Here is a 19,936-nt window from a genome sequence, read left to right as displayed (position 1 = left end):
ATAGGGACATGCTCCAGGTCTGTCTGAACGGTTCCCGCACCCGAGCACAATGCGCGCGGTGCACCACCCGCACCTCGTACTCCTGCAACTCATCCAGATCCGACGTGAACTGATACCCATCCGCCCGGGAGAACCGCAGCGGCGCCCACCCCATCGGCGCGGCCTCATCGCGCAGCATAAACTGGGCTGCCGCATGCCGTCGGACCGTTGCCGACAACGACCTCATCCCGCGTTGAGGGGTTCGGTGGAGACAGGCACTGGAATCTGCTGCCCGGTCTTAGAGTCGTAGGCCACTTGCACGGCCACCACCTGATCAGTGGGCAGCACTTCGACCCACTGGTCGAATACCTCATAGGGATTGGCCGGCTTGAAACCGCCCTCCAGAGGATCGAAACCGGTTTCGAAGACCTCTTCCGTAGCGACGGTGTTAGCGATGGCCGTGTTGGATTTCTGCAACTGAGCAGCGAGATCTTCCAGGACCTGCCCTACGTTTTTGCCGTGGTAGTTGTCGGGGTCACCCTCCTGGAATTTGTAGGGAAGGTCGAGCGCTGCTTCTCCTTCGACGTGCGCTTCTCTGAGCCAACTGAGCGCTTCGGCCTCGTGTCCGGGACGCACCGGCAGGACTGCCTTTGCCCACGCTGCGTTGAGGAACTCATTGCGGCGTGCGTCACCGTCGATCTCGATCAGCCAGCCCAGTGAACTGCCTAGAGGGGCAGGTTGGGCTTGCTCGGTGATCAGATAGTTCACGCGCCACTCTTCGCTCGTTTGGCCTAGCGGATCAATTGCGTTCGTCTTATCGGTGTGGCTGTACCAGCTGGCCACGGTCCGATCTCCAAGAACACTCGGATCCGGCACCGGGTATCTACCGATGCTGTCTTTGGTGGGTTCGGAAGGGTCCGGAGGAGGGAGTGGGGCGCCGGGGACTGGGTGAGGCCTCCAGTAGTCTGGCGCCACGAAGTACAGCATCTCGTCCACATCGAAGATCTGTCGAAGCAGCTCTGAGCCCAAATGCTTGTCCTCGAAGAGCTCGAATGGCTTGAGCTTGTGGATCACGTTTCCGTAGATCGTTTGGCGTTCCTCGTTGCGCAGATCTTGTGACGGCCGCGGGCGCATTGCACTGACCAATTCAAGCCGCTCACGCACGGCGGAGGCGTAGGCGGCACGCTGCAGCTGGGCCACTTCTGCGTCGTAGATCTTCTTCTCCTCCGCGTAGCGATCGTGAGCCTCGTTTGTCGCTGGGGGATCCCACGTGAGGTCGAAGGTCAGGGAGATCGGAGTGAGGTCGCCCGAATAGAAGAATTTCGAGAAGACGGCGAAGCCCGTATGCTCCTGGTTGGGTAGGATCAGATGGTCGATGAACGCCCTTCCCGGCGCCACGGAGACAAGTCGCGCCTCTTTCAGCTTGTATCCCTGTTCGGGAGGTGGCGGTGTGTAATCCATCCGCGCCACAGCATGGATGACGTTTTCGTGGTCAGTGATATCCTCAGCATCCGGAGAGGTGTGGAGAACGAACTCTGTATTTGCTTTGAGTTCGTCCTTATTGCCGGGTGTTCTCCGGATGGGGAACGCGCCGGTGAACTGGGTATTTTTGATCACAAGCGGCGGTGGCGGTTCCGGCTTTCTGATTGAGGTAAGGTCCGGCGCTGGAACAATGTGAACCAGGTCTCCCAGGCCAATCCTGCGGCCTGGTGCGGGAATGTACACCTGCCAGCACAGTCGTGTGCCGATGTGCTGTAGTTGCACGCCGACCTTGCGCATCTTGCGCCGCAGCTCGTAGTTGACCAGCTGCTTCGTGGTGTTTTGCACGACATATCGGCGACTGGAGGTGTCCGTGGTCTCAGTCACCGTCTTGAACGTGGTCTTGAAATTCCGCTTGATTTCGCTGGTGACTTTCGCGCTTTGCGTGCGGGTGTGTTTGTGCGTCTCCTCTGAGGAATGCTTGACCGTGTTGCTGACGCCGAAGCTGGCGCTCGCCTCGGCGTGGTAGATGCCGACAAGGTTTGCACCTCCGGACGCGCTGATGCCGAGCTTGGTGTCGTTGGCGTTGTCCTCCTTAACTGCGTCGGCGATGTCGTCCTGCTCGGTCAGGCTCTCTTCGATCTTGCGCGAAGTTTCCTCTGCCTGCTCGGCTGTCTTTTCGACCAGCGTGCGCCGCGTGCTTGTCTCGACGACCTCGACGGTGCCTCCGGGGCTGAGCCAAAGGTGGCCGGCGGGGGGCCCGAGGAACGTGTCGAACTCGAAGAAGTACTGCCGGAACAGGTTCACCAGTCCGACCGGTGAAAGCACGCCCTGGGCTGTGACCTCGAAGCGCTCCGCAAGGGCGGTCAAGGCCTCATCAGCCAGCCTGCGCGCGGCGGCGCCCGAGAACGATTCGCGGCTGAGGTTCGCCAAGGTCTCATCGGCAGTGCCCCGTGCGACGCGCAGCGAGTTTTGCAGTCCGTACCATCCGGCCAGCGGCTGATAGATGCCGAACAGCTCGCTGGCGTAGGGCAGCATGCCGGCGAATTCGGCCGGTGGGCGGCCGTTGATTGGTGACCCCACCATCGGCGTGGGCAGCAGCTGGACAGTTGCTGGCGTGCCGCTTGCACTGGTGGCGAATTGCACCGAGGCCAGGCTCTGACCTTGGGGGGCCTTGGCGAGCAGCACCTCGCAGGTGGTTTCGCTGGTTGGAGCGACGAACGAGATAATCTGCGTGCCCGGAGAGGCGATCTGGCGTCCTACGTACTGGCGACTCGATGTGGCATCTCGTTGGATGAACATGCCCTGCAGCTGCGATACATCGGGGTACCGCTCTGGGCCACGTACATCCACCTCACGGGGCAGGCCGAGCGCGACCCTCAGCCCCGCCGGGAGTTCACCGCCGCCGCTGGATCCGGCCCCTGTGGATTCAATTTTGTAAGACCAGATGCTGTATCCGACGCCTGTCCCAGGAGCGGAAAGCTCGGTCCGGCCCATGAAGGTGACTACCAGCACGATGACCACTTCCAGAGCAGAGAATTCCGGGCTTCCCGGTTCCAGTCGACCTTATGACGGCAGGGCCGTTACGGCACTTCTGGCTCGGCCTATTGGGTGCGCGTGGTGGGCTCGTAGGCGGGACATGCGCTGGGATCAGGGCCGAATGGATAGAACCATCGACTTACAGATGAGGGACACTACGACCTGCGTTGGCGATGCACAGCGAGCCCGAGCTGAGCATTTCAGTCGCGGGTGCCACCAGGTGTAGATGCTGGCTCGCGGAGATTACGTTTGCGGCTGGGCTGATTCTGTGGTATCTGACAGCCAGCCGATGGGCCGGGCGCACAGGGAACCGGAAGTGATGGTTTCCCCATCATCCAGCTGCTTGGTGATTGCTGCGTCCTGGCAATTACGCACCTGCGCGATCAAGTCCCAGAACCGGAAAGTTGATTTCCTGCAGGCCTCTTAATCTAGATCGTCTTTGAGGTTCGGCTCAGGCAGCTTGTATCGGTCCAGGTCAGCCTCGGTGACGAAATAGCGCCTGCCGGTGCTCTGATCTTGCACAATGGCACCGCGAAGTATGTCATGCCCGGGCTGGAGAACATGTTTCTTGATCTCTATCGACTCGAGCCCGTACATCCCAGCGTCGGGAATCACGAAGGTGTCTGAGCTGTGAGCAGTGATGTCTTCCATCACACACCTCGCCAAAAGCTCACTCGGCCAAGTATTTGCTTGATGAGGGACTTCGATACAACCATTCCTCAGAATATACCTTGACGCTCTGCGCTGTCCTGCTGGAGGTGACGCCAAGACCGCACCGGCCCGCTCATCGGCGTCCTCGAATCGACGCTTGAGACCAAGTGATTGTCGGCGAGGACGCGGTGCTGGTCGACGCAGCTGCCGCCGCTCGCTGCACCGGGGCAGAGTGTTCCTTAGAGTTGCGTCATGAGCCACTTCTGCTTTCAGGCCAGCCAGACGCAACGCCTTACTCGGCTCGCTCTGCAGGTAGGCGAAGAAGCGCGGCCGATCCTGTGGAAGGGGGTCGGCTCCGACGACAATGTGCATGCCGTGCTCTTCTTGCAGGAGCCGGTCGTCGTGTTCGCTGACGAGAAGGACGCCGCCTACGCTCCACAAGATTCCTACCGTGTGCTGGAACTGACGGGACGGGCACCGGGCACCAGCAAGCTCAGAGCCGTTGACGTACCTCGCACAGGCGACCTGAAGACGCTCGGCGAGCTGCAGGTCGATGTGCGGGAGGTCGAAGGCGGAGACGCGGACCTCACTTACTCCGGCAAGTTCCTGTACTGGCACAGCTCGACCCCGAAGGCAGTCAAGGCCGCCGGTCCGCTCCTGTTTCCCGCGACCTCCGGGCTCCTCAAGCACCAGTTCGGCCGTCTGCAGTCGGAGAAGGATCACGGACCCGCACCCGAGGGCCTGTACACCTTCTTCACGCACGTCAATCCGCGTCAGAACTCCGTCCAGGCTGCCAACCTGCGGGGCGACGCCATCACCAACGCAGAAGAGGGAATCGAATTCCTCCCTATTGGCGGCAACGGGCCCGTACAGCCGGCGTGGGGGACGTTCCGTGTCCGGCTCACACCGGTCCGCGGGAATATGTACGGCCGCACCGACTTCTACCTGCACAACTCACGCAAGGGATACAGCCACGGATGCGTCGAGGTCGGGAAGACGTCCGACGGTGACGACTTCTTCGCCCTCCTCCTCGCGTTCTCCGCCCAGAAGACGAGGAAGCCGAAGCTCACACTCCGCGTCAAGTACTCGGATCCGGAACAGCTGACTCGTGGACGCACGGCAGCGCCTTGACGCTCTCCAGCCGTAGCGCGTGCTCAGCACGCGTCAGAACAACCGCGTTGCCGCGACAATACGGTCGGCGTAGGTGCGGTACGCCTGACGCCCGGCCGGGGCGGAGCTATTGCCGACGGGCGTGACGCACTGCTTCACCGCGGCTTGGTGGAGCGCGAGCGGGGCGGTCACGCGAACGGAGTGGCCCTGCCCGCGGCGGATGGTCCGGCCACCACGCAGCGCTTCGCGGATCTCGGCGACATCGGTGGCCTTGGGGCCTGTAAAGATTTCGGTGTAACCGGGTTGGCTGGTCGGGTCAGATTCGGTTGTTGGTGAGGCGTCCGTCGAAGGCGATGTCGAAGGCCTGGAGGGCCCGCTTCCAGCGGGTGGTCCATCGTTTGCGTCCGGTGCCCGTCGGGTCCAGGGACATCACGGCGAGATAGACGCACTTCAGGGCCGCGTTCTCGGAGGGGAAGTGGCCGCGGGCCCGCACGGCCCGGCGGATGCGGGCGTTCACCGATTCGATCGCGTTCGTGGTGCAGACGATCCTGCGGATCTCGGCGTCGAACTGCAGGAACGGCACGAACTCGGCCCAGGCGTTCTCCCAGAGCCGGACGATCGCTGGATACTTGCCGCCCCATTCCTCGCAGAACTCCAGGAACTGGCTGGTGGCGGCATCCTCGGTCGGTGCGGTGTAGACGGGCTTCAATGCTTTGGCGATCTTGTCCCAGTCCTGACGGCCCGCAGCGGAACGACGCCCGCAGCAGGTGGACGACGCAGGTCTGCACCACGGTTTTGGGCCAGACCTCGCCGACGGCGTCGGGCAGGCCCTTCAAACCGTCGCAGACCAGCATCAGGACGTCTTCGACGCCGCGGTTCTTGAGCTCGGTCAGGACACGGAGCCAGTGCTTGGCGCCTTCGCCTCCTTCGCCGCCGGCCCAGAGTCCGAGGATGTCGCGGTGGCCCTCGGCCGTGACCGCGAGGGCCATATAGATGGGCCGGTTGGCGACCTGGCCCTCGCGGATCTTCACGTTGATGCAGTCGATGAACACGACCGGGTAGACGCGGTCGAGCGGGCGGGCCTGCCACTCGGCCATGCCCTCCATCACCGAATCGGTGATCGTCGAGATCGTCTGCTTGGAGACCTCGGCGCCGTAGACCTCGGCCAGGTGGGCTGAGATCTCGCCGTGGGTGAGGCCCTTCGCGGACAACGACAGGACCATCTCGTCGACGCCGGTCAGCCGGCGCTGCCGCTTCTTGACGATCTGCGGCTCGAAGCCGCCCTCGCGGTCCCGCGGAACGTCGATCTCAACCGGACCGACGTCCGTGACAACCGTCTTGGACCGCTTGCCGTTGCGCGAGTTGCCGCCATTCTTGCCCGCCGGATCGTGCCGGTCATAGCCGAGGTGGTCCGTCATCTCGCCCTCGAGGGCGGACTCCAGCAGCCGCTTCGTCAGCTGCTGAAGCAGACCGCCATCTCCCGTCAGCTGCAGGCCCTCGGCCTGGGCTCGGGCCACGAGCTCGTTCAGGAACTGGTCATCCACAGCTGCGGGCGCAGCCCCCACCTCGGATACCGTGGCTATGTTCTCGCTGGTCACAGGTGCACTCTTCCATGATCGGAGTTACACCGTTTTTCTTACAGTCCCTGGCCTTGAGGTGCTCGACGGCTGAAGTCCGTTCTCGGCCTCGTGTCCGAGACAGCCTTCGGAACCGGAAGCGTCTGACTGAGCGTTTGGTCCGCTGGTTCGTGTTTGGTTCCGGCAGATCAGGTGCCGCGCCAGTTCGGGGTGGTTTCGCCGGTGAGGCGGCGGGTCATGAGGTCGATCATGGCGAGATGGATCATGGCTTCGGAGCGGTGCGGGTGGGTCTCATAGTCACGGGCGAGGCGGCGGTGGTGCATGAACCAGCCGAAAGTGCGCTCGATCGTCCAGCGCCGCGGGATCACTGTGACCCGCGGGTACCCGGGGGTCGTTGGATGGGATGGACGTCGATGCCGAGGCGGGCTCCGTGGTCGATGGCGGTGGTGCGGTAGCCGGCGTCCACCCATGCCTTGCGGACCTGCGGGTGGGCTGCGGCGATGCGGGCGAGCAGGTGGACGCCGGCCGCGGTGTCGGAGACGCTTGCGGCGGTGACCATGACGGTCAGCAGCAGGCCGAGGGTGTCCGTGCCCAGGTGGCGCTTGCGGCCGATGATGCGCTTGCCCGCGTCCGTCCTCTGGTCCGCGAGGTGCACGTTGGCGGAGGTCTTGACCGTCTGGGAGTCCAGCACGCAGGCGGACGGCTCGCTGTTGCGGCCCTCGCGCTCACGGACCAGACGTCGCAGGAGTCCGCTGAGCTGCTCGAACACTCCGTCCTGCTGCCAACAGGCGAAGTAGTGGTACGTCGTCGGCCACGGTGGGAAGTCGTGCGGGAGGTAGCGCCAGGGGATGCCGGTGCGGTCCACGAACAGGATGGCGTTCATCAGGGAGCGCAGGTCGTGCTCGGGCGGGCGGCCGATGTCCAGGCTCCGTCCGCGGCGCTCGGCCCGCCAGGCGGCCAGCACCGGCTCGATCAGCTCCCACCGTTCATCGGACAGGTCGCTCGGATAGCTGCCGCGTGCGGTCATGTTCCCGAAGTACTGCGCGCAGGCCGCGACGTCCAGCGGACAAAGCGCTTGAGGGCAGGGCGGTTTGGGATCGGACAGGAGCACCTGGAACGAAACATCCCCCTGGCACCACATTACGTATCGACTGGCTCATGAAGCTCTTCAGCCCCAGCATGTCGAGCTGTAAAAACCAGTTCTTATTGCACTGAAACAGGGCGAAACGCTCAGTTAAGAGGTCCACTGCACCGGCCTCGGCCGCCGCCCTTCCCTTTGGGAGGCAGTAGCCGAGGCCGACCCTTCTCTGCGCCAGTGTCCAATTGACACCGAAGAATGACGAGCGACCATCTCGCGACAGCGAAGATTGATCACACCAGTCGGCCAGTTGATCACGCGACTGCAACCTACGCATGGACACGTGCTGCAACCGTCTCCTCACGCTTTGGTGCGAAGTCGGAACTTCGGGGCTCCTCGTCCGGTGCAGACGAGGCATCGGCCGTACGGTGGAGATATGGATGCGGAGTCGGTCCTGGCTGATGAGTTCGCTCGCTCGCTTGCAGAGAGATGGAAGAGCACTCGGCACCTAGAGGCGCACAGGACCAGCCTGGATGACGGGGCGGTCCGTGTGATCGCTGAAGATGCTGCTGCATTGGCGGTGAGCAACCTCTCCTGGCACATCGCCCTCGGAGACTGCGTCACCGCGCGGTCGCTGTCTGAACAGCTTGGTTTGCCTGTATCGGTCGTCGTCCAGGACGTGAGAAGCGGCAAGCTGGTCGGACTGGAGGGCCGGTACGAGACGTTCCTGCCGTTGTGGCAATTCCCGAACCACACGCCGGACAAGCATCCCGTGGAGACAGTGAGCAGGGTGCTGAACGTGTTCGCTCAGGGGCTGGGAAACGCATTCGCTCCGGATCTGGTCGTGCTGTGGTCTGCGACGGAGCAGCCCGAGCTCGAAGATCAGGAACCGCGGGCGGTGCTGTCAAAGATGAGTCCAGACCGGCTGGAGTGGTCGGCGAAATGCACAGTAGCGGGGCTGGCGCGATGACTGATGAGACTGTGGTCGTGTACGAGCTCGACTCGAACACCGATCTATTTCGCATCTACCTCCGCGAGGTTGACGGGAGAGCTGGCAGCCCGGCGTGGTTCTGCGATGGGCTGAAACACATCTGCAGGTTCGACCTCACAGGGGGGTTGGGCACCTGTTACACGTCCTCGTCTGCGGAAGGCGCTTTCATCGAGGTGTTCTACCGGGTCGCCGGCAAGGGTGTCCCCCAGGACAAGGTGGACGAGAGGTTCCTCGCCACCATGCGTGTGAGCCGCCCGCGTCTCCTCGTTAACCTCAATGTCAACGCCAATCTCGGTGTCATGGGGATAGACGCGGAACTGATACACGAGATGGACGAGAAGTACCCGCGAAGTCGCGCGTTTGCTCAAAGAGCCTGGGGTGAGAGGTTGAGGGGCGTTCGGTGGAACGGCTTGCGTAACCTGGACGGGACGCGGGTCAACTTCGCCCTGTTCTCAGAGTTCAGCGGCGACCAGGAGGGCAAGCTTCTGCATGTTGAGTCGCATGGGCCCATTCCGGAGGACTTGGTAACCAGGGTGGCGGCCGAGTTCAAACGTGGGCGGTTGGGATCCTCGAATTTGTACCCGCTGAAGGGCATTTGAGGGCTTTCATACGGTGTTCAGAGGTTACGAGACACGGTCAGCACCCTAACGACGGTGCTCGCATGCCTGCCAACAGGCCGCCCACCGTGCACGCAAACAGGCAAGCTCCTGACCTCTGACCTGCGCGATCACACTTCGCGTCACAACAGGCAGCCGTCAGCCTTCGATAGCGACGAGCAAGGTCGTAGTCAGAGGACACCCCCTTCGTGTCAGGGATCTACGTGCCTAACGTGCCTTAAGTGGCGTGAGCTTTCTGAACTGCACTGCAAGTTGACAACTCTAGATAATCGCCTCGGCGTGTGCCTTGGCGGCGGTGCTCTACAAGGTCGTGACCAGCGGACCGGTGCAGGCGCTGCTCCGGTCGGTGATCGAGCGGGCGATCAATGTCCAGTTCTGACGGCCACGCCCCGGGCCCCCGGGCTCGGGGCGCCCCGCCGAGCGCCCGCGACGCGGGATTCGTGACGGCGGAGACCGCTGTGATCCTCCCCGTACTCGTGGCGGTGGTGGCGGCGCTGATCTTGGGGTTGATGGCGGTCTGCGCCCGTATCGAGTGCGTGGACGCGGCGCGGGCCGGGGCCCGTGCCGCGGCGCGGTCGGAACCACGGCCGGCGGTGATCTCGGCGGCGCGGGGCGCGGCCCCTCGGGGTGCGCGGGTCGTGCTGTCGAGGGAGGGCGATCTGGTGCGCGTACAGGTCGAGGCCCAGCTGCCCGGCGTGGCGCGGCTGACGCTGCGGGTTCGAGGGGAGGCGGTGGCTCTTGCGGAGGAGACGGTGCGGTGACGAGGGTTCGGCAACGGTCTGGACGGTCTTCGCGGCGGCGGCGCTGTGCGCGGTCTTCGTCGCCCTGATGGGTGTGGGCCAGGCCGTCACGGCGCGACACCGGGCGGGTGGCGCCGCGGACCTGGCGGCGCTGGCCGCGGCGGATCACGCCCTGCAGGGCGCGGACAGGGCCTGTTCGGTGGCGCGTCGGGTGGCGGCGGCGCAGCACACCCGCCTCGTGCGCTGCGCGGTGGACGGCCCGATCGCCGATGTCTCGGCGGAGGCAGGCAGTTCCCCCTTCACCTCCCGGGTGCGCGCCCGGGCCGGCCCGGCGGGGCGCCCTCCCCAGGAGCGGGCCGGGGCCAGGCCCGTCACGGATGCGGTGGTCGGTGGCCGGCCGTTGGTCGCCAGCAGCCCACTGAGCGCCGTACGACACCCACCCCCTACGCCGCCTACGACACCCGTCACGCCGCCTACAGCACCAGCCATGCCGCTACGGCACCCGCTAGGCCTTCTCCGGCGCCCCGCGCAACAGTTCGCCCAGCAACCGGACGGCTCCCCGTTTGTGGAGCGGGTCATTGCCGTTGCCGCACTTGGGGGACTGGATGCAGGAAGGGCACCCGGCCTCGCACTCGCAGGCGGCGATGGCGTCACGGGTGGCGGTGAGCCAGTCGGCGGCCGTGCGGAACGCGCGCTCGGCGAATCCGGCGCCGCCCGGGTGGCCGTCGTAGACGAAGACGGTCGGCAGCAGGGTGTCCGGGTGCAGCGGCACGGAGACCCCGCCGATGTCCCAGCGGTCACAGGTGGCGAAGAGCGGCAGCATGCCGATGGAGGCGTGTTCCGCGGCGTGCAGGGCGCCGCCCAGCTGCTCGGGATTGACCCGGGCGGCGTCGAGCTGGTCCTCCGTGACCGTCCACCACACCGCTCGCGTGCGCAGCGTACGAGGCGGCAGATCGAGCTTGGTCTCGCCCAGGACCTCGCCGGTGATCAGTTTCCGGCGCAGAAAGGAGACGACCTGATTGGTGACCTCGACGGAGCCGAAGCACAGCCGGGCCTCGCCCCAGGGAATCTCGGTGTCGGTCTCCAGGACGGAGATGGCGGTGGTGTCGCGGGCGGTCGTGGAATAGGGCGGGCTGGCCTCCTCGACGAGCGCCACGTCGTCGTCCAGGTCGAGCTGTTGGACGACATAGCTGCGCCCCTGGTGGAGGTGGACCGCGCCGTCGTGGACGGTGGTGTGTGCGGCGGCGGCATCCACGGTGCCCAGCAGCCGCCCGGTGCCGGCCTCCACGACCTGTACGGGCGAGCCGCCCTGACCGCGGATGTCGGCGAGGTCGGCGGCCCGCTCGCGGCGCGTCCAGTGCCAGGCCCTGGCACGCCGGCGCAGCAGGCCCGCGGCCTCCAACTGGGGCATCAGACCGGCTGCCGCGGTACCGAAGAGGGCGAAGTCGGCTTCGCTGAGCGGGATTTCGGAGGCGGCCGCGCACAGATGAGGGGCGAGCACGTACGGGTTGTCGGGGTCGAGGACGGTGGTCTCGACGGGCTGGTCGAAGAGCGCCTCGGGGTGGTGGACCAGATAGGTGTCCAGCGGGTCGTCGCGGGCCACGAGCACGGCGAGCGCGCCCTGTCCGGAGCGGCCCGCCCGCCCGGCCTGCTGCCACAGCGAGGCCCGGGTCCCCGGATATCCGGCGATGACCACGGCATCCAGTCCGGAGACGTCCACGCCCAGTTCGAGCGCGGTGGTGGCGGCCAGACCGAGCAGATCGCCGCTGTGCAGCGCCCGTTCCAGGGCGCGGCGCTCCTCGGGCAGATAACCGCCCCGATACGCGGCGACGCGTCCGGGCAGCGAACGGTCCACCTCCGCCAGCCGCTCCTGCGTGATCAGGGCGATCAGCTCGGCGCCGCGCCGGGAGCGGACGAACGCGACGGTGCGCACGCCCTGGACGGCGAGATCGGTGAGCAGGTCCGCGGTCTCGGCGGTGGCGGTGCGGCGGACCGGGGCACCCTGCTCGCCGTGCAGTTCGGTCAGCGGCGGCTCCCACAGCGCGAAGACCAACTCGCCGCGCGGGGAGGTGTCCTCCGTGATTTCCACCACTGGCAGACCGGTGAGCCGGGTCGCGGCCTGCCCCGGCTCGGCGGCGGTCGCGGAGGCGAGCAGAAAGACCGGATCGGAGCCGTAACGGGCACAGAGCCGTCGCAGCCGGCGGACGATCTGTGCGACATGCGAGCCGAAGACACCGCGGTAGCTGTGGCATTCATCGATGACGACATAGCGCAGCGCACGCAGGAAGGAGGACCAGCGCGGGTGCGACGGCAGGATGCCGCTGTGCAGCATGTCGGGGTTGGTCAGCACGTAGTTGGCGTACTGGCGGACCCATTCGCGCTCCTCGACGGGGGTGTCACCGTCGTAGACCGCGGGCCGGACGGCCGTGCCCAGCGGGGCGGCCAGCTCACGTACCGCGCGCCGCTGATCGGCCGCCAGCGCCTTCGTCGGGGCCAGATACAGGGCCGTGGCGCCCCTCCCGTTCGGGGCCTCGGAGCCGTCCAGGAGCGTGGAGAGGACCGGCGCGAGATACGCCAGCGACTTACCCGACGCGGTCCCGGTGGCGACGACGACCGACTCGCCGCGCACCGCGTGTTCGGATGTCCGTGCCTGGTGGGCCCAGGGACGCTCGATTCCCGCCGACCGGATGGCGTCGATCACTTCCGGCCGGATCTGTTCCGGCCAGTCGGCATGGCTGCCGATGCGCGGGGGCAAGTGCTCCGTATGAGTGATGCGCGCAGCGCGGGTCGCGCCCCGGGCGAGACGTTCGAGAATCATGCCTGGGGAAGGGCGCGCGCCCGCATCCGGCGGGAGTGGATTGGAGGCCATCGGCACCGAGTGTGTCACCGGAGTGACGGACAATGCTCAAAGGGCGTCGTGCACGCCTGCTGGTAAGTGATTGAATGCCATGGCGGCTGCCAGATCCGCCCCTACCTTCGGTGGGGAGGCCCCAGGGGGGCGACCGCTCGATAGCAAGGTGCTGGAGGATCCGTGGACCTGTCCCTGTCGACCCGGACCGTTGGCGACCGTACGGTCGTCGAGGTCGGTGGCGAGATTGATGTATACACCGCGCCCAAGCTGCGTGAGCAGCTGGTCGAGCTTGTGAACGACGGAAGCTACCACCTCGTGGTGGACATGGAACGTGTCGACTTCCTGGACTCCACTGGGCTCGGCGTGCTGGTCGGCGGGCTCAAGCGGGTGCGTGCCCATGAGGGCTCGCTGCGCCTGGTCTGCAACCAGGAGCGCATTCTCAAGATCTTCCGTATCACCGGTCTGACCAAGGTGTTCCCGATTCACACCTCGGTCGACGAAGCCGTCTCCGCCACCGACTGACGGTTTCGCCGGTCCCCCGCGCCATCAGGCGCGGGGGGAGGAAGCAGTGGGGGGTACCGGACGCAGTGTCCGGCCCCCTACGTCGCACGCCCGCATAACGAGGGGGATGGCATGGCCACCGTCGAACTTCGCTTCAGCGCCCTTCCTGAGCATGTCCGCACCGCGCGTCTGGTCGCGGCTGCCGTGGCACGGCGCGCCGGGGTGGACGAGGCCGTGCTGGACGAGGTGCGGCTCGCCGTCGGTGAGGCGTGCAGCCGGGCCGTGGGGCTGCACGAGAGCCATGACATCAACTCGCCGGTGCGGGTCCTGCTGATCGAGGACGAGAAGAAGTTCTCGATCGAGGTGGGCGATGGAGTGAACGGCGACTCCGATGCGCACGGCACCGACCAGGCCGAGGGCGCTGCGGAGAGCGACGCCGAGGGCGAGGACGAGATGGGCCTCGCGGTCATCAGCGGGCTGGTCGACGACGTCGAGGTCACCACCGGCAAGGACGGCGGAATGATCCGCATGACCTGGCCCACGACGGCGGGAGCGGTCCTGCCGTAGGGCGGGTAACGCCCTACCGCCTGCCGCTCCAACGCGGCCGGTTGCCTGATCACGCCCGTACTCCGCACCCCGGGCCTCGTGCCCGTCATTGCGCGCGTCCTGCCGTCCCGCGAGTGGGCCCCTCGGCGGGCTCCGGCGACTGCTCATCGTCCCGACCGCGTGCCGTACGAGCCCCTCAGCCGGCCCGACGCCACAGTTCCCCGCGTTCGCGCCGGCCCCGGCCCCGTGGCTCAGCTCCGTGCCCCCGCCCCGGCTCCAGGGCCCTGGCTCGCGACTCACGGCCCCTGCCCCGGCTCCAGCCCGCCGTCCCGGCCCCTGCGCGCCTCAAACCCCGACGCGGTCCCCAGGCAGCGCCGTCACGAGCCCCCATCCTCACAGGCCCCCCACCGTCATGAGCCATCCGTAGCCACCCGTACCCACCCCCCTCATGCGATGCGATCCGGACGTGATCCGGTGCGGCTTCGCCGGATGCCGGGCGGCGGTGGGCGCGTGGTGGGTCACCCGTTCGGCCGTAGCCGGGCGGATCAATTCTCTCCGGTGTCACGGCGGCCTCAAGCGGCCCGGGTTCCGAGGCGGCATCCTTGAGCAGCGACGATCAGTACGCCGGCGATGAATGATCAGTACGACAGAGAGATCATCAGGCAGCGGTCAGTGAATTCGCTGCATTCCTTCGTCCGAGCGAATTTCGAGCGGCGTCGGCCTTTTGATCTTCCCTGCTACCGGCGAATTCCCTTTGACGCGTACTGTTTTGATCAACCGGGGCTCCCTACAATCCGTCCACATCTTGCTCAGGACGCCTGAGCGTGCTTCCGCGCGCCCATGTGCCAAACGTCAAGGAGGACGAATGGCGGGGCCTTACACCCCTCAGTTGCTTGACACCCCCACTTTTCTGGCCGGGCCGTCTCTTACGGCGGGCAACCGCGGCATCGTGCTGGTGATCGCCGTGGTCGCCCTGGCGGCGCTGGCTGTCGCGGCGGTGCTGGTCCGCCAAGTGCTCGCGGCCGGTGAGGGAACCGACAGTATGAAGAAGATCGCGGCGGCCGTGCAGGAAGGCGCAAATGCCTACCTGGCACGGCAGTTGCGGACCCTCAGCGTATTCGCCGTCGTGGTGTTCTTCCTGCTCATGCTGCTTCCCGCGGACAATTGGACGCAGCGCGCCGGACGCAGCGCCTTCTTCTTGATCGGCGCCGGATTCTCGGCGGCCACCGGCTATATCGGCATGTGGCTCGCCGTGCGCAGCAATGTGCGCGTGGCCGCGGCCGCCCGGGAAGCCACTCCGGCCGAGGGGGAAACCGAGAAAAAGGATCTTACGGCGGTCTCCCACAAGGCGATGAAGATCGCCTTCCGTACGGGTGGCGTCGTCGGCATGTTCACCGTGGGGCTGGGCCTGCTCGGCGCGTCCTGCGTGGTGCTCGTGTACGCGGTCGACGCGCCCAAGGTGCTGGAGGGCTTCGGTCTCGGCGCCGCGCTGATCGCGATGTTCATGAGGGTCGGCGGCGGCATCTTCACCAAGGCCGCGGACGTCGGCGCGGACCTCGTCGGCAAGGTCGAGCAGGGCATCCCCGAGGACGACCCGCGCAACGCCGCGACCATCGCGGACAACGTGGGCGACAACGTCGGTGACTGCGCCGGTATGGCCGCCGACCTCTTCGAGTCGTACGCGGTGACCCTGGTCGCCGCCCTCATCCTGGGCATGGCGGCCTTCGGCGATGCCGGGCTCGCCTTCCCGCTGCTGGTCCCGGCGATCGGGGTGCTCACCGCGATGGTCGGCATCTTCGTCGTCGCACCCCGGCGCCGCGACCGCAGCGGCATGACGGCGATCAACCGCGGGTTCTTCATCTCCGCGGGCATCTCGCTGGTTCTGGTGGCCGTCGCGGTGTTCACCTACCTGCCGTCCAGTTACAGCCGCCTGACCGGTGTCACCGACCCCGGCATCCTGAGCCGGATCGGTGACCCGCGGATGCTGGCGCTGGTGGCGGTGGCCATCGGCATCGTGCTCGCCGCGCTGATCCAGCAGCTGACCGGCTACTTCACCGAGACCAACCGGCGTCCCGTGCGGGACATCGGGAAGACCTCGCTGACCGGGCCGGCCACGGTCGTGCTCTCCGGCATCTCACTCGGCCTGGAGTCGGCGGTCTACTCGGCGGTGCTGATCGGTCTGGCCGTCTACGGGGCGTACCTGCTGGGCGGGGCCTCCATCATGCTGGCGCTGTTCGCGGTGGCGCTGGCCGGCACCGGCCTGCTGACCACCGTCGGCGTGATCGTGGCGATGGACACCTTCGGTCCGGTCTCCGACAACGCCCAGGGCATCGCGGAGATGTCCGGCGATGTCACCGGTGACGGCGCGCAGGTGCTCACCGACCTGGACGCGGTCGGCAACACCACCAAGGCCATCACCAAGGGCATCGCCATCGCGACGGCCGTACTGGCCGCGGCTGCGCTCTTCGGCTCCTACCGGGACGCGATCGCCACCGCCGTCCAGGGCGTCGGCACCGCCGCCACCGGCATGGGCCTGAGCCTGGACATCTCGCAGCCCAACAACCTGGTCGGGCTGGTCCTCGGCGCCTCGGTCGTCTTCCTGTTCTCGGGGCTGGCGATCAACGCGGTGTCGCGGTCGGCGGGCGCGGTCGTCTTCGAGGTGCGCCGGCAGTTCCGCGAGCACCCCGGGATCATGGACTACACCGAGAAGCCCCAGTACGGACGGGTCGTCGACATCTGCACCAAGGATGCGTTGCGTGAGCTCGCCACTCCCGGGCTGCTGGCGGTGCTCACCCCCATCGCGGTCGGCTTCTCGCTCGGCGTCGGCGCGCTCGGCTCGTTCCTGGCCGGCGCGATCGGCACCGGCACCCTGATGGCGGTCTTCCTCGCCAACTCCGGTGGCGCGTGGGACAACGCCAAGAAGCTCGTCGAGGACGGCCACCACGGAGGCAAGGGCAGCGAGGCGCATGCCGCGACGGTCATCGGAGACACCGTGGGTGACCCGTTCAAGGACACCGCGGGCCCGGCGATCAACCCGCTGCTGAAGGTCATGAACCTGGTGGCGCTGCTGATCGCGCCGGCTGTGGTGAAGTTCTCATACGGGCAGGACAAGAGCGTCGGCGTACGGCTCGTGGTCGCGTTGCTGGCGATCGCCGTGATCGTCGGCGCGGTCTACGTCTCCAAGCGGCGCGGAATCGCCGTGGGTGACGAAGACAACTCCGAAGATCCCGAAGGCATCGCCAAATCGGTCAAGACGGCGGTGGCTTCCTAGCCGGCAAGGATCACCGGAAGGGCGCGCGGACCGCTCAACTGGGCGGGTGGACGGCGTTTTTTGCAGACGCCGGCCACCCGCCTTCCGTGTGCTCGGGTGGCCCTGCGGTGCTTGGTGCAAATGGCTGCAATGAGGACGGGCCGGGATGCCCGACCCGTTGCCCAGGCCCTTTGGACGTGTATGTTCCGGGGCCGAGAGCCATGGAAGGGACCAATCCGGTGAACAAGAAGCTTGTGGCTGCACTGTCCGGCGGTGCGGCACTGGTGCTCGCGCTGACCGGCTGCAGCGACGACAGCCAGAAGAAGCTCAACAACTGGGCGAAGACTTTCTGCGACCCTGCGCAGGCTCAGTTCAAGCAGATCCAGGACGCCAACGCCGCCATGCAGATGGCCGACAACGGCAGCACGGACTCCAAGAAGGTCCAGCAGACCGACTCGGCGGCCTTCCAGAAGATTTCCCAGGCGTACGCCTCGCTGGCCACGTCCCTGGAGAAGGCCGGGCCCCCGCCCACCGACAAGGGGAAGCAGGCCCAGCAGAACGCCGTCAAGGAGCTCAACTCGCTGTCCAAGGGCTACGCGGACCTCCAGAAGCAGGTCAAGGCTCTGGACACCTCGGACAAGCTGAAGTTCGCGGACGGCCTGCGCAACCTCTCCAACGGCATCAACAAGCTCAACAAGCAGAGCGAGGCGGCCTTCAAGAACCTGGAGGCCGGCGACGTCGGTACGGCGATGGCCAACCAGAAGGGCTGTCAGAACCCGGCCGCGTCCGGCTCCCCGGCCCCGACGCAGTCCAAGAAGGCGTAGCGGCCCCGGAACAGCAGGGAAGGACGAAGCGCCCGCGGACCGCGGTGTACGCGGACCCGTGACGGCTGCGGACGGCCCGGCGCCACGCCCGGAAAGGGCGTGGCGCCGGGCCGTCGCCGATTGTCGGTGGCAGGGCCGACAATGGTGGCGTGAGTACGCACCTCCCCACCGCAGATGCCCAGGACCCCGAGAGCACCGCCCGCACCGCCCGGCTGCGCGAGGCGCTGCTGGCCGCCGACTTCACCGCCGACGGGCTGCTGGAGCTGCTGGGCGCCCCGGCCTATGCCGCGCTGGCGCGCAGCGAGACCGTCCCCGCGGTGCGGGCGACGCGCGGCGACGGCCCGCTGGAGACCCTGGTGCGGCTGTTCCTGCTGCAGCGTCCGGTGGCGCTGCCGCGGGCCCGGGCCGCGCTGCCGGTCGCGGACTGCCTCGCCGACGGGTGGCTGGTGCAGGAGGGCGACGAGCTGCGCGCCAGTGTGGACGTCCGTCCGTACGGCGGCCCCGAGGGGCAGGACTGGTGGATCGTCTCCGATCTGGGGTGTGCGGTCGGCGGCGCCGGCGGCATCCGGGGCGACGGGGACGCGGACCGCTCGCAGCTGGTGCTCGGCGTCGGCGGCGCCTCCACGACCCTCGCCGGCCTCACCGTGCGCCGCCCGGTCGCCACGGCGCTCGACCTCGGTACGGGCTCCGGCATCCAGGCGCTGCACGCCGCCCAGCACGCGACCCGGGTCACCGCCACCGACCTCAACCCCCGGGCGCTGCGGATCGCCGCGCTGACCCTGGCGCTCTCCGGGGCCGCGCCGGCGGATCTGCGGGAAGGCTCGCTGTTCGAGCCCGTCGGGCAGGAGACGTACGACCTGATCGTGTCCAACCCGCCGTTCGTGATCTCGCCGGGCGCCCGTCTGACGTACCGCGACGGCGGCATGGGCGGCGACGACCTGTGCCGGACGCTCGTCCAGCAGTCGGCCGCGCGGCTCAACGACGGCGGATACTGCCAGCTGCTGGCCAACTGGCAGCACGTGGCGGGCGAGGAGTGGCACGACCGGCTGCGCTCCTGGGTGCCGCGCGGCTGCGATGCCTGGATCGTGCAGCGCGAGGTGCAGGACGTCACCCAGTACGCCGAGCTGTGGCTGCGGGACGCGGGCGACCACCGTGCCGGTGACGAGACCTACACCGCGCGGTACGACGCCTGGCTCGACGAGTTCGAGACGCACAAGACCAAGGCCGTCGGCTTCGGCTGGATCACCCTGCGCAAGTCCGGGTCGGACAGCCCGTCCATCACGGTCGAGGAATGGCCGCATCCGGTGGAACAGCCCCTGGGGGAGTCGGTCGTAGCGCACTTCGCCCGCCAGGACTATCTGCAGGCCACGGATGACGCGGCGCTGCTGGCCGCCCATTTCCGGCTCGCCGACGGGGTGGTGCAGGAGCAGGTCGGGCTGCCCGGGTCGGAGGACCCGGAGCATGTGGTGCTGCGTCAGAACCGCGGTATGCGGCGCGCGACGAAGGTGGACACGGTCGGCGCGGGTTTCGCCGGGGTGTGTGACGGCTCGTTGCCCGCCGGACGGATCCTGGACGCCATCGCCCAACTCGTCGGCGAGGACCCGGTCCTGCTGCGGGACCGCACCCCGGCCTCGATCCGGACCCTGGTCGAGCAGGGGTTCCTGGAGCCGGTGGCGGCGGGCGACTGACGAGAAGCAGGGGAGCGGGCGGGACACGCGGAAGCCGTTCATCCGGCGTTCGCCCGGAGGCCGCCCTGGCGTGTCACGCTCCCCGCATGGAGAGTGGACCCGAGGCATTCGCCGGTGTGGCGTTCGCGCTGTTCGGTGGTGGACTGCTGGCCTGGACGGGGCTGTGCCTGCGGACCGGTATGCCGGTCGCCGACGGTGTCAGCCGTCCGGTCGCCACCGTGACGGCGCTGCTGTCCGGGGTGGTGTTCCTGACCACGGGCTGCTGGCTGCTGGCGGCGCTGTAGCCGCGGCCGTTGCCGGTCTCGCTGCCGGTCTTCGCCGCCGCGCTGAAGCGCCGGCTTCAACTGCCCTGACAAGGCACGACGTTCACTTCCGGACAGTTCCGACGTAGTTGGCCGATCTGTGGCGGTAAGCGGGAACTTTCCGGTGCCGTCAGTCATGTTCCTCAGTGCAGGTCTTCAACAGGCCGGTCGGCCAACGGCCACCAGACCGGCAGGCGCACCGACACCTCAGTG

The 19,936-nt window shown here is 67.1% G+C and carries 14 protein-coding genes and 3 pseudogenes; 12 read left to right on the top strand and 5 right to left on the bottom strand.

The window, feature by feature from the left end:
- Positions 1-222 precede the first annotated feature (222 nt).
- Positions 223-2,982 (bottom strand): hypothetical protein, encoded by a 2,760-nt coding sequence (locus tag CPH93_RS15265; RefSeq protein WP_096213164.1) that lies wholly within the window; start codon positions 2,980-2,982, stop codon positions 223-225.
- 438 nt (positions 2,983-3,420) lie between these two features.
- Positions 3,421-3,648, bottom strand: coding sequence for a hypothetical protein (locus CPH93_RS15260; protein ID WP_096213163.1), 228 nt, complete (start codon positions 3,646-3,648; stop codon positions 3,421-3,423).
- A gap of 252 nt (positions 3,649-3,900) precedes the next feature.
- Here CPH93_RS15260 and CPH93_RS15255 point away from each other — a divergent pair, with 252 nt between their 5' ends.
- Positions 3,901-4,779, top strand: coding sequence for a DUF2778 domain-containing protein (locus tag CPH93_RS15255; protein WP_107470879.1), 879 nt, complete (start codon positions 3,901-3,903; stop codon positions 4,777-4,779).
- A 295-nt stretch (positions 4,780-5,074) separates the two neighbouring features.
- Here CPH93_RS15255 and CPH93_RS15250 read toward each other — a convergent pair.
- Together CPH93_RS15250 and CPH93_RS15245 are read right to left on the bottom strand one after the other, a co-directional pair.
- Positions 5,075-6,323, bottom strand: a pseudogene (locus tag CPH93_RS15250) (IS256 family transposase).
- Between the two features lie 200 nt (positions 6,324-6,523).
- Positions 6,524-7,362 (bottom strand): annotated as a pseudogene (locus CPH93_RS15245) (IS5 family transposase).
- Between the two features lie 487 nt (positions 7,363-7,849).
- On the opposite strand from CPH93_RS15245, the gene CPH93_RS15240 reads away from it, so the two are divergent.
- The 5 genes and pseudogenes from CPH93_RS15240 to CPH93_RS15220 form a co-directional block, all read left to right on the top strand.
- On the top strand, positions 7,850-8,383 hold the full coding sequence (locus tag CPH93_RS15240; RefSeq protein WP_096213161.1) for a hypothetical protein: 534 nt from the start codon (positions 7,850-7,852) through the stop codon (positions 8,381-8,383).
- Positions 8,384-8,400: 17 nt separating this feature from the next.
- Entirely contained in the window at positions 8,401-9,003 is a 603-nt protein-coding gene (locus CPH93_RS15235) for an RES family NAD+ phosphorylase (RefSeq protein ID WP_159395000.1), read from the top strand.
- Positions 9,004-9,316: 313 nt separating this feature from the next.
- Entirely contained in the window at positions 9,317-9,400 is an 84-nt protein-coding gene (locus CPH93_RS36785) for a hypothetical protein (RefSeq protein WP_443031468.1), read from the top strand.
- Entirely contained in the window at positions 9,387-9,782 is a 396-nt protein-coding gene (locus CPH93_RS15225) for a TadE family type IV pilus minor pilin (protein WP_231977347.1), read from the top strand. Before CPH93_RS36785 ends, CPH93_RS15225 begins: the two co-directional genes overlap by 14 nt.
- Positions 9,760-10,080 (top strand): annotated as a pseudogene (locus CPH93_RS15220) (Rv3654c family TadE-like protein); the annotation flags it as partial. The gene CPH93_RS15225 and the pseudogene CPH93_RS15220, both read left to right, overlap by 23 nt.
- 186 nt (positions 10,081-10,266) lie before the next feature.
- Here the strand turns inward: CPH93_RS15220 and CPH93_RS15215 are convergent.
- On the bottom strand, positions 10,267-12,630 hold the full coding sequence (locus tag CPH93_RS15215) for a DEAD/DEAH box helicase (RefSeq protein ID WP_231977346.1): 2,364 nt from the start codon (positions 12,628-12,630) through the stop codon (positions 10,267-10,269).
- Positions 12,631-12,792: 162 nt separating this feature from the next.
- Here CPH93_RS15215 and bldG point away from each other — a divergent pair, with 162 nt between their 5' ends.
- From bldG to CPH93_RS15185, 6 genes are all read left to right on the top strand, one after another.
- Positions 12,793-13,134 (top strand): anti-sigma factor antagonist BldG, encoded by a 342-nt coding sequence (gene bldG / locus CPH93_RS15210; RefSeq protein WP_046926810.1) that lies wholly within the window; start codon positions 12,793-12,795, stop codon positions 13,132-13,134.
- Between the two features lie 111 nt (positions 13,135-13,245).
- Positions 13,246-13,680: an ATP-binding protein gene (locus CPH93_RS15205; RefSeq protein ID WP_093484397.1), complete on the top strand. Its 435-nt coding sequence runs from the start codon at positions 13,246-13,248 to the stop codon at positions 13,678-13,680.
- An 844-nt stretch (positions 13,681-14,524) separates the two neighbouring features.
- Positions 14,525-16,930, top strand: a complete 2,406-nt coding sequence (locus CPH93_RS15200; protein WP_096213157.1) for a sodium-translocating pyrophosphatase — start codon at positions 14,525-14,527, stop codon at positions 16,928-16,930.
- A gap of 218 nt (positions 16,931-17,148) precedes the next feature.
- A complete protein-coding gene (locus CPH93_RS15195) occupies positions 17,149-17,733 on the top strand; it encodes a small secreted protein (RefSeq protein WP_093484399.1) in 585 nt (194 codons plus the stop codon).
- 149 nt (positions 17,734-17,882) lie between these two features.
- Complete coding sequence (locus CPH93_RS15190; RefSeq protein ID WP_096213156.1) at positions 17,883-19,421, top strand: DUF7059 domain-containing protein; 1,539 nt, start codon at positions 17,883-17,885, stop codon at positions 19,419-19,421.
- Positions 19,422-19,507: 86 nt separating this feature from the next.
- Positions 19,508-19,705: a hypothetical protein gene (locus CPH93_RS15185; RefSeq protein WP_093484401.1), complete on the top strand. Its 198-nt coding sequence runs from the start codon at positions 19,508-19,510 to the stop codon at positions 19,703-19,705.
- The last annotated feature ends 231 nt before the right edge of the window (positions 19,706-19,936 follow it).

This window comes from Streptomyces sp. 2323.1 (assembly GCF_900221035.1).
GTDB lineage: Bacteria > Actinomycetota > Actinomycetes > Streptomycetales > Streptomycetaceae > Streptomyces > Streptomyces sioyaensis.
The sequence above is the reverse complement of the archived record's forward strand: the minus strand, read 5'-3'. Positions and strand labels throughout refer to the sequence as shown.

Bases quoted from the DNA above. Each gene is read 5' to 3' on its own strand.
- CPH93_RS15200 (WP_096213157.1), top strand. From the start codon at position 14,525: ATGGCGGGGCCTTACACCCCTCAGTTGCTTGACACCCCCACTTTTCTG.
- CPH93_RS15225 (WP_231977347.1), top strand. From the start codon at position 9,387: ATGTCCAGTTCTGACGGCCACGCCCCGGGCCCCCGGGCTCGGGGCGCC.
- CPH93_RS15215 (WP_231977346.1), bottom strand. From the start codon at position 12,630: ATGGCCTCCAATCCACTCCCGCCGGATGCGGGCGCGCGCCCTTCCCCA.
- CPH93_RS15255 (WP_107470879.1), top strand. From the start codon at position 3,901: ATGAGCCACTTCTGCTTTCAGGCCAGCCAGACGCAACGCCTTACTCGG.
- CPH93_RS15260 (WP_096213163.1), bottom strand. From the start codon at position 3,648: ATGGAAGACATCACTGCTCACAGCTCAGACACCTTCGTGATTCCCGAC.
- CPH93_RS15185 (WP_093484401.1), top strand. From the start codon at position 19,508: ATGGAGAGTGGACCCGAGGCATTCGCCGGTGTGGCGTTCGCGCTGTTC.
- CPH93_RS15240 (WP_096213161.1), top strand. From the start codon at position 7,850: ATGGATGCGGAGTCGGTCCTGGCTGATGAGTTCGCTCGCTCGCTTGCA.
- CPH93_RS15205 (WP_093484397.1), top strand. From the start codon at position 13,246: ATGGCCACCGTCGAACTTCGCTTCAGCGCCCTTCCTGAGCATGTCCGC.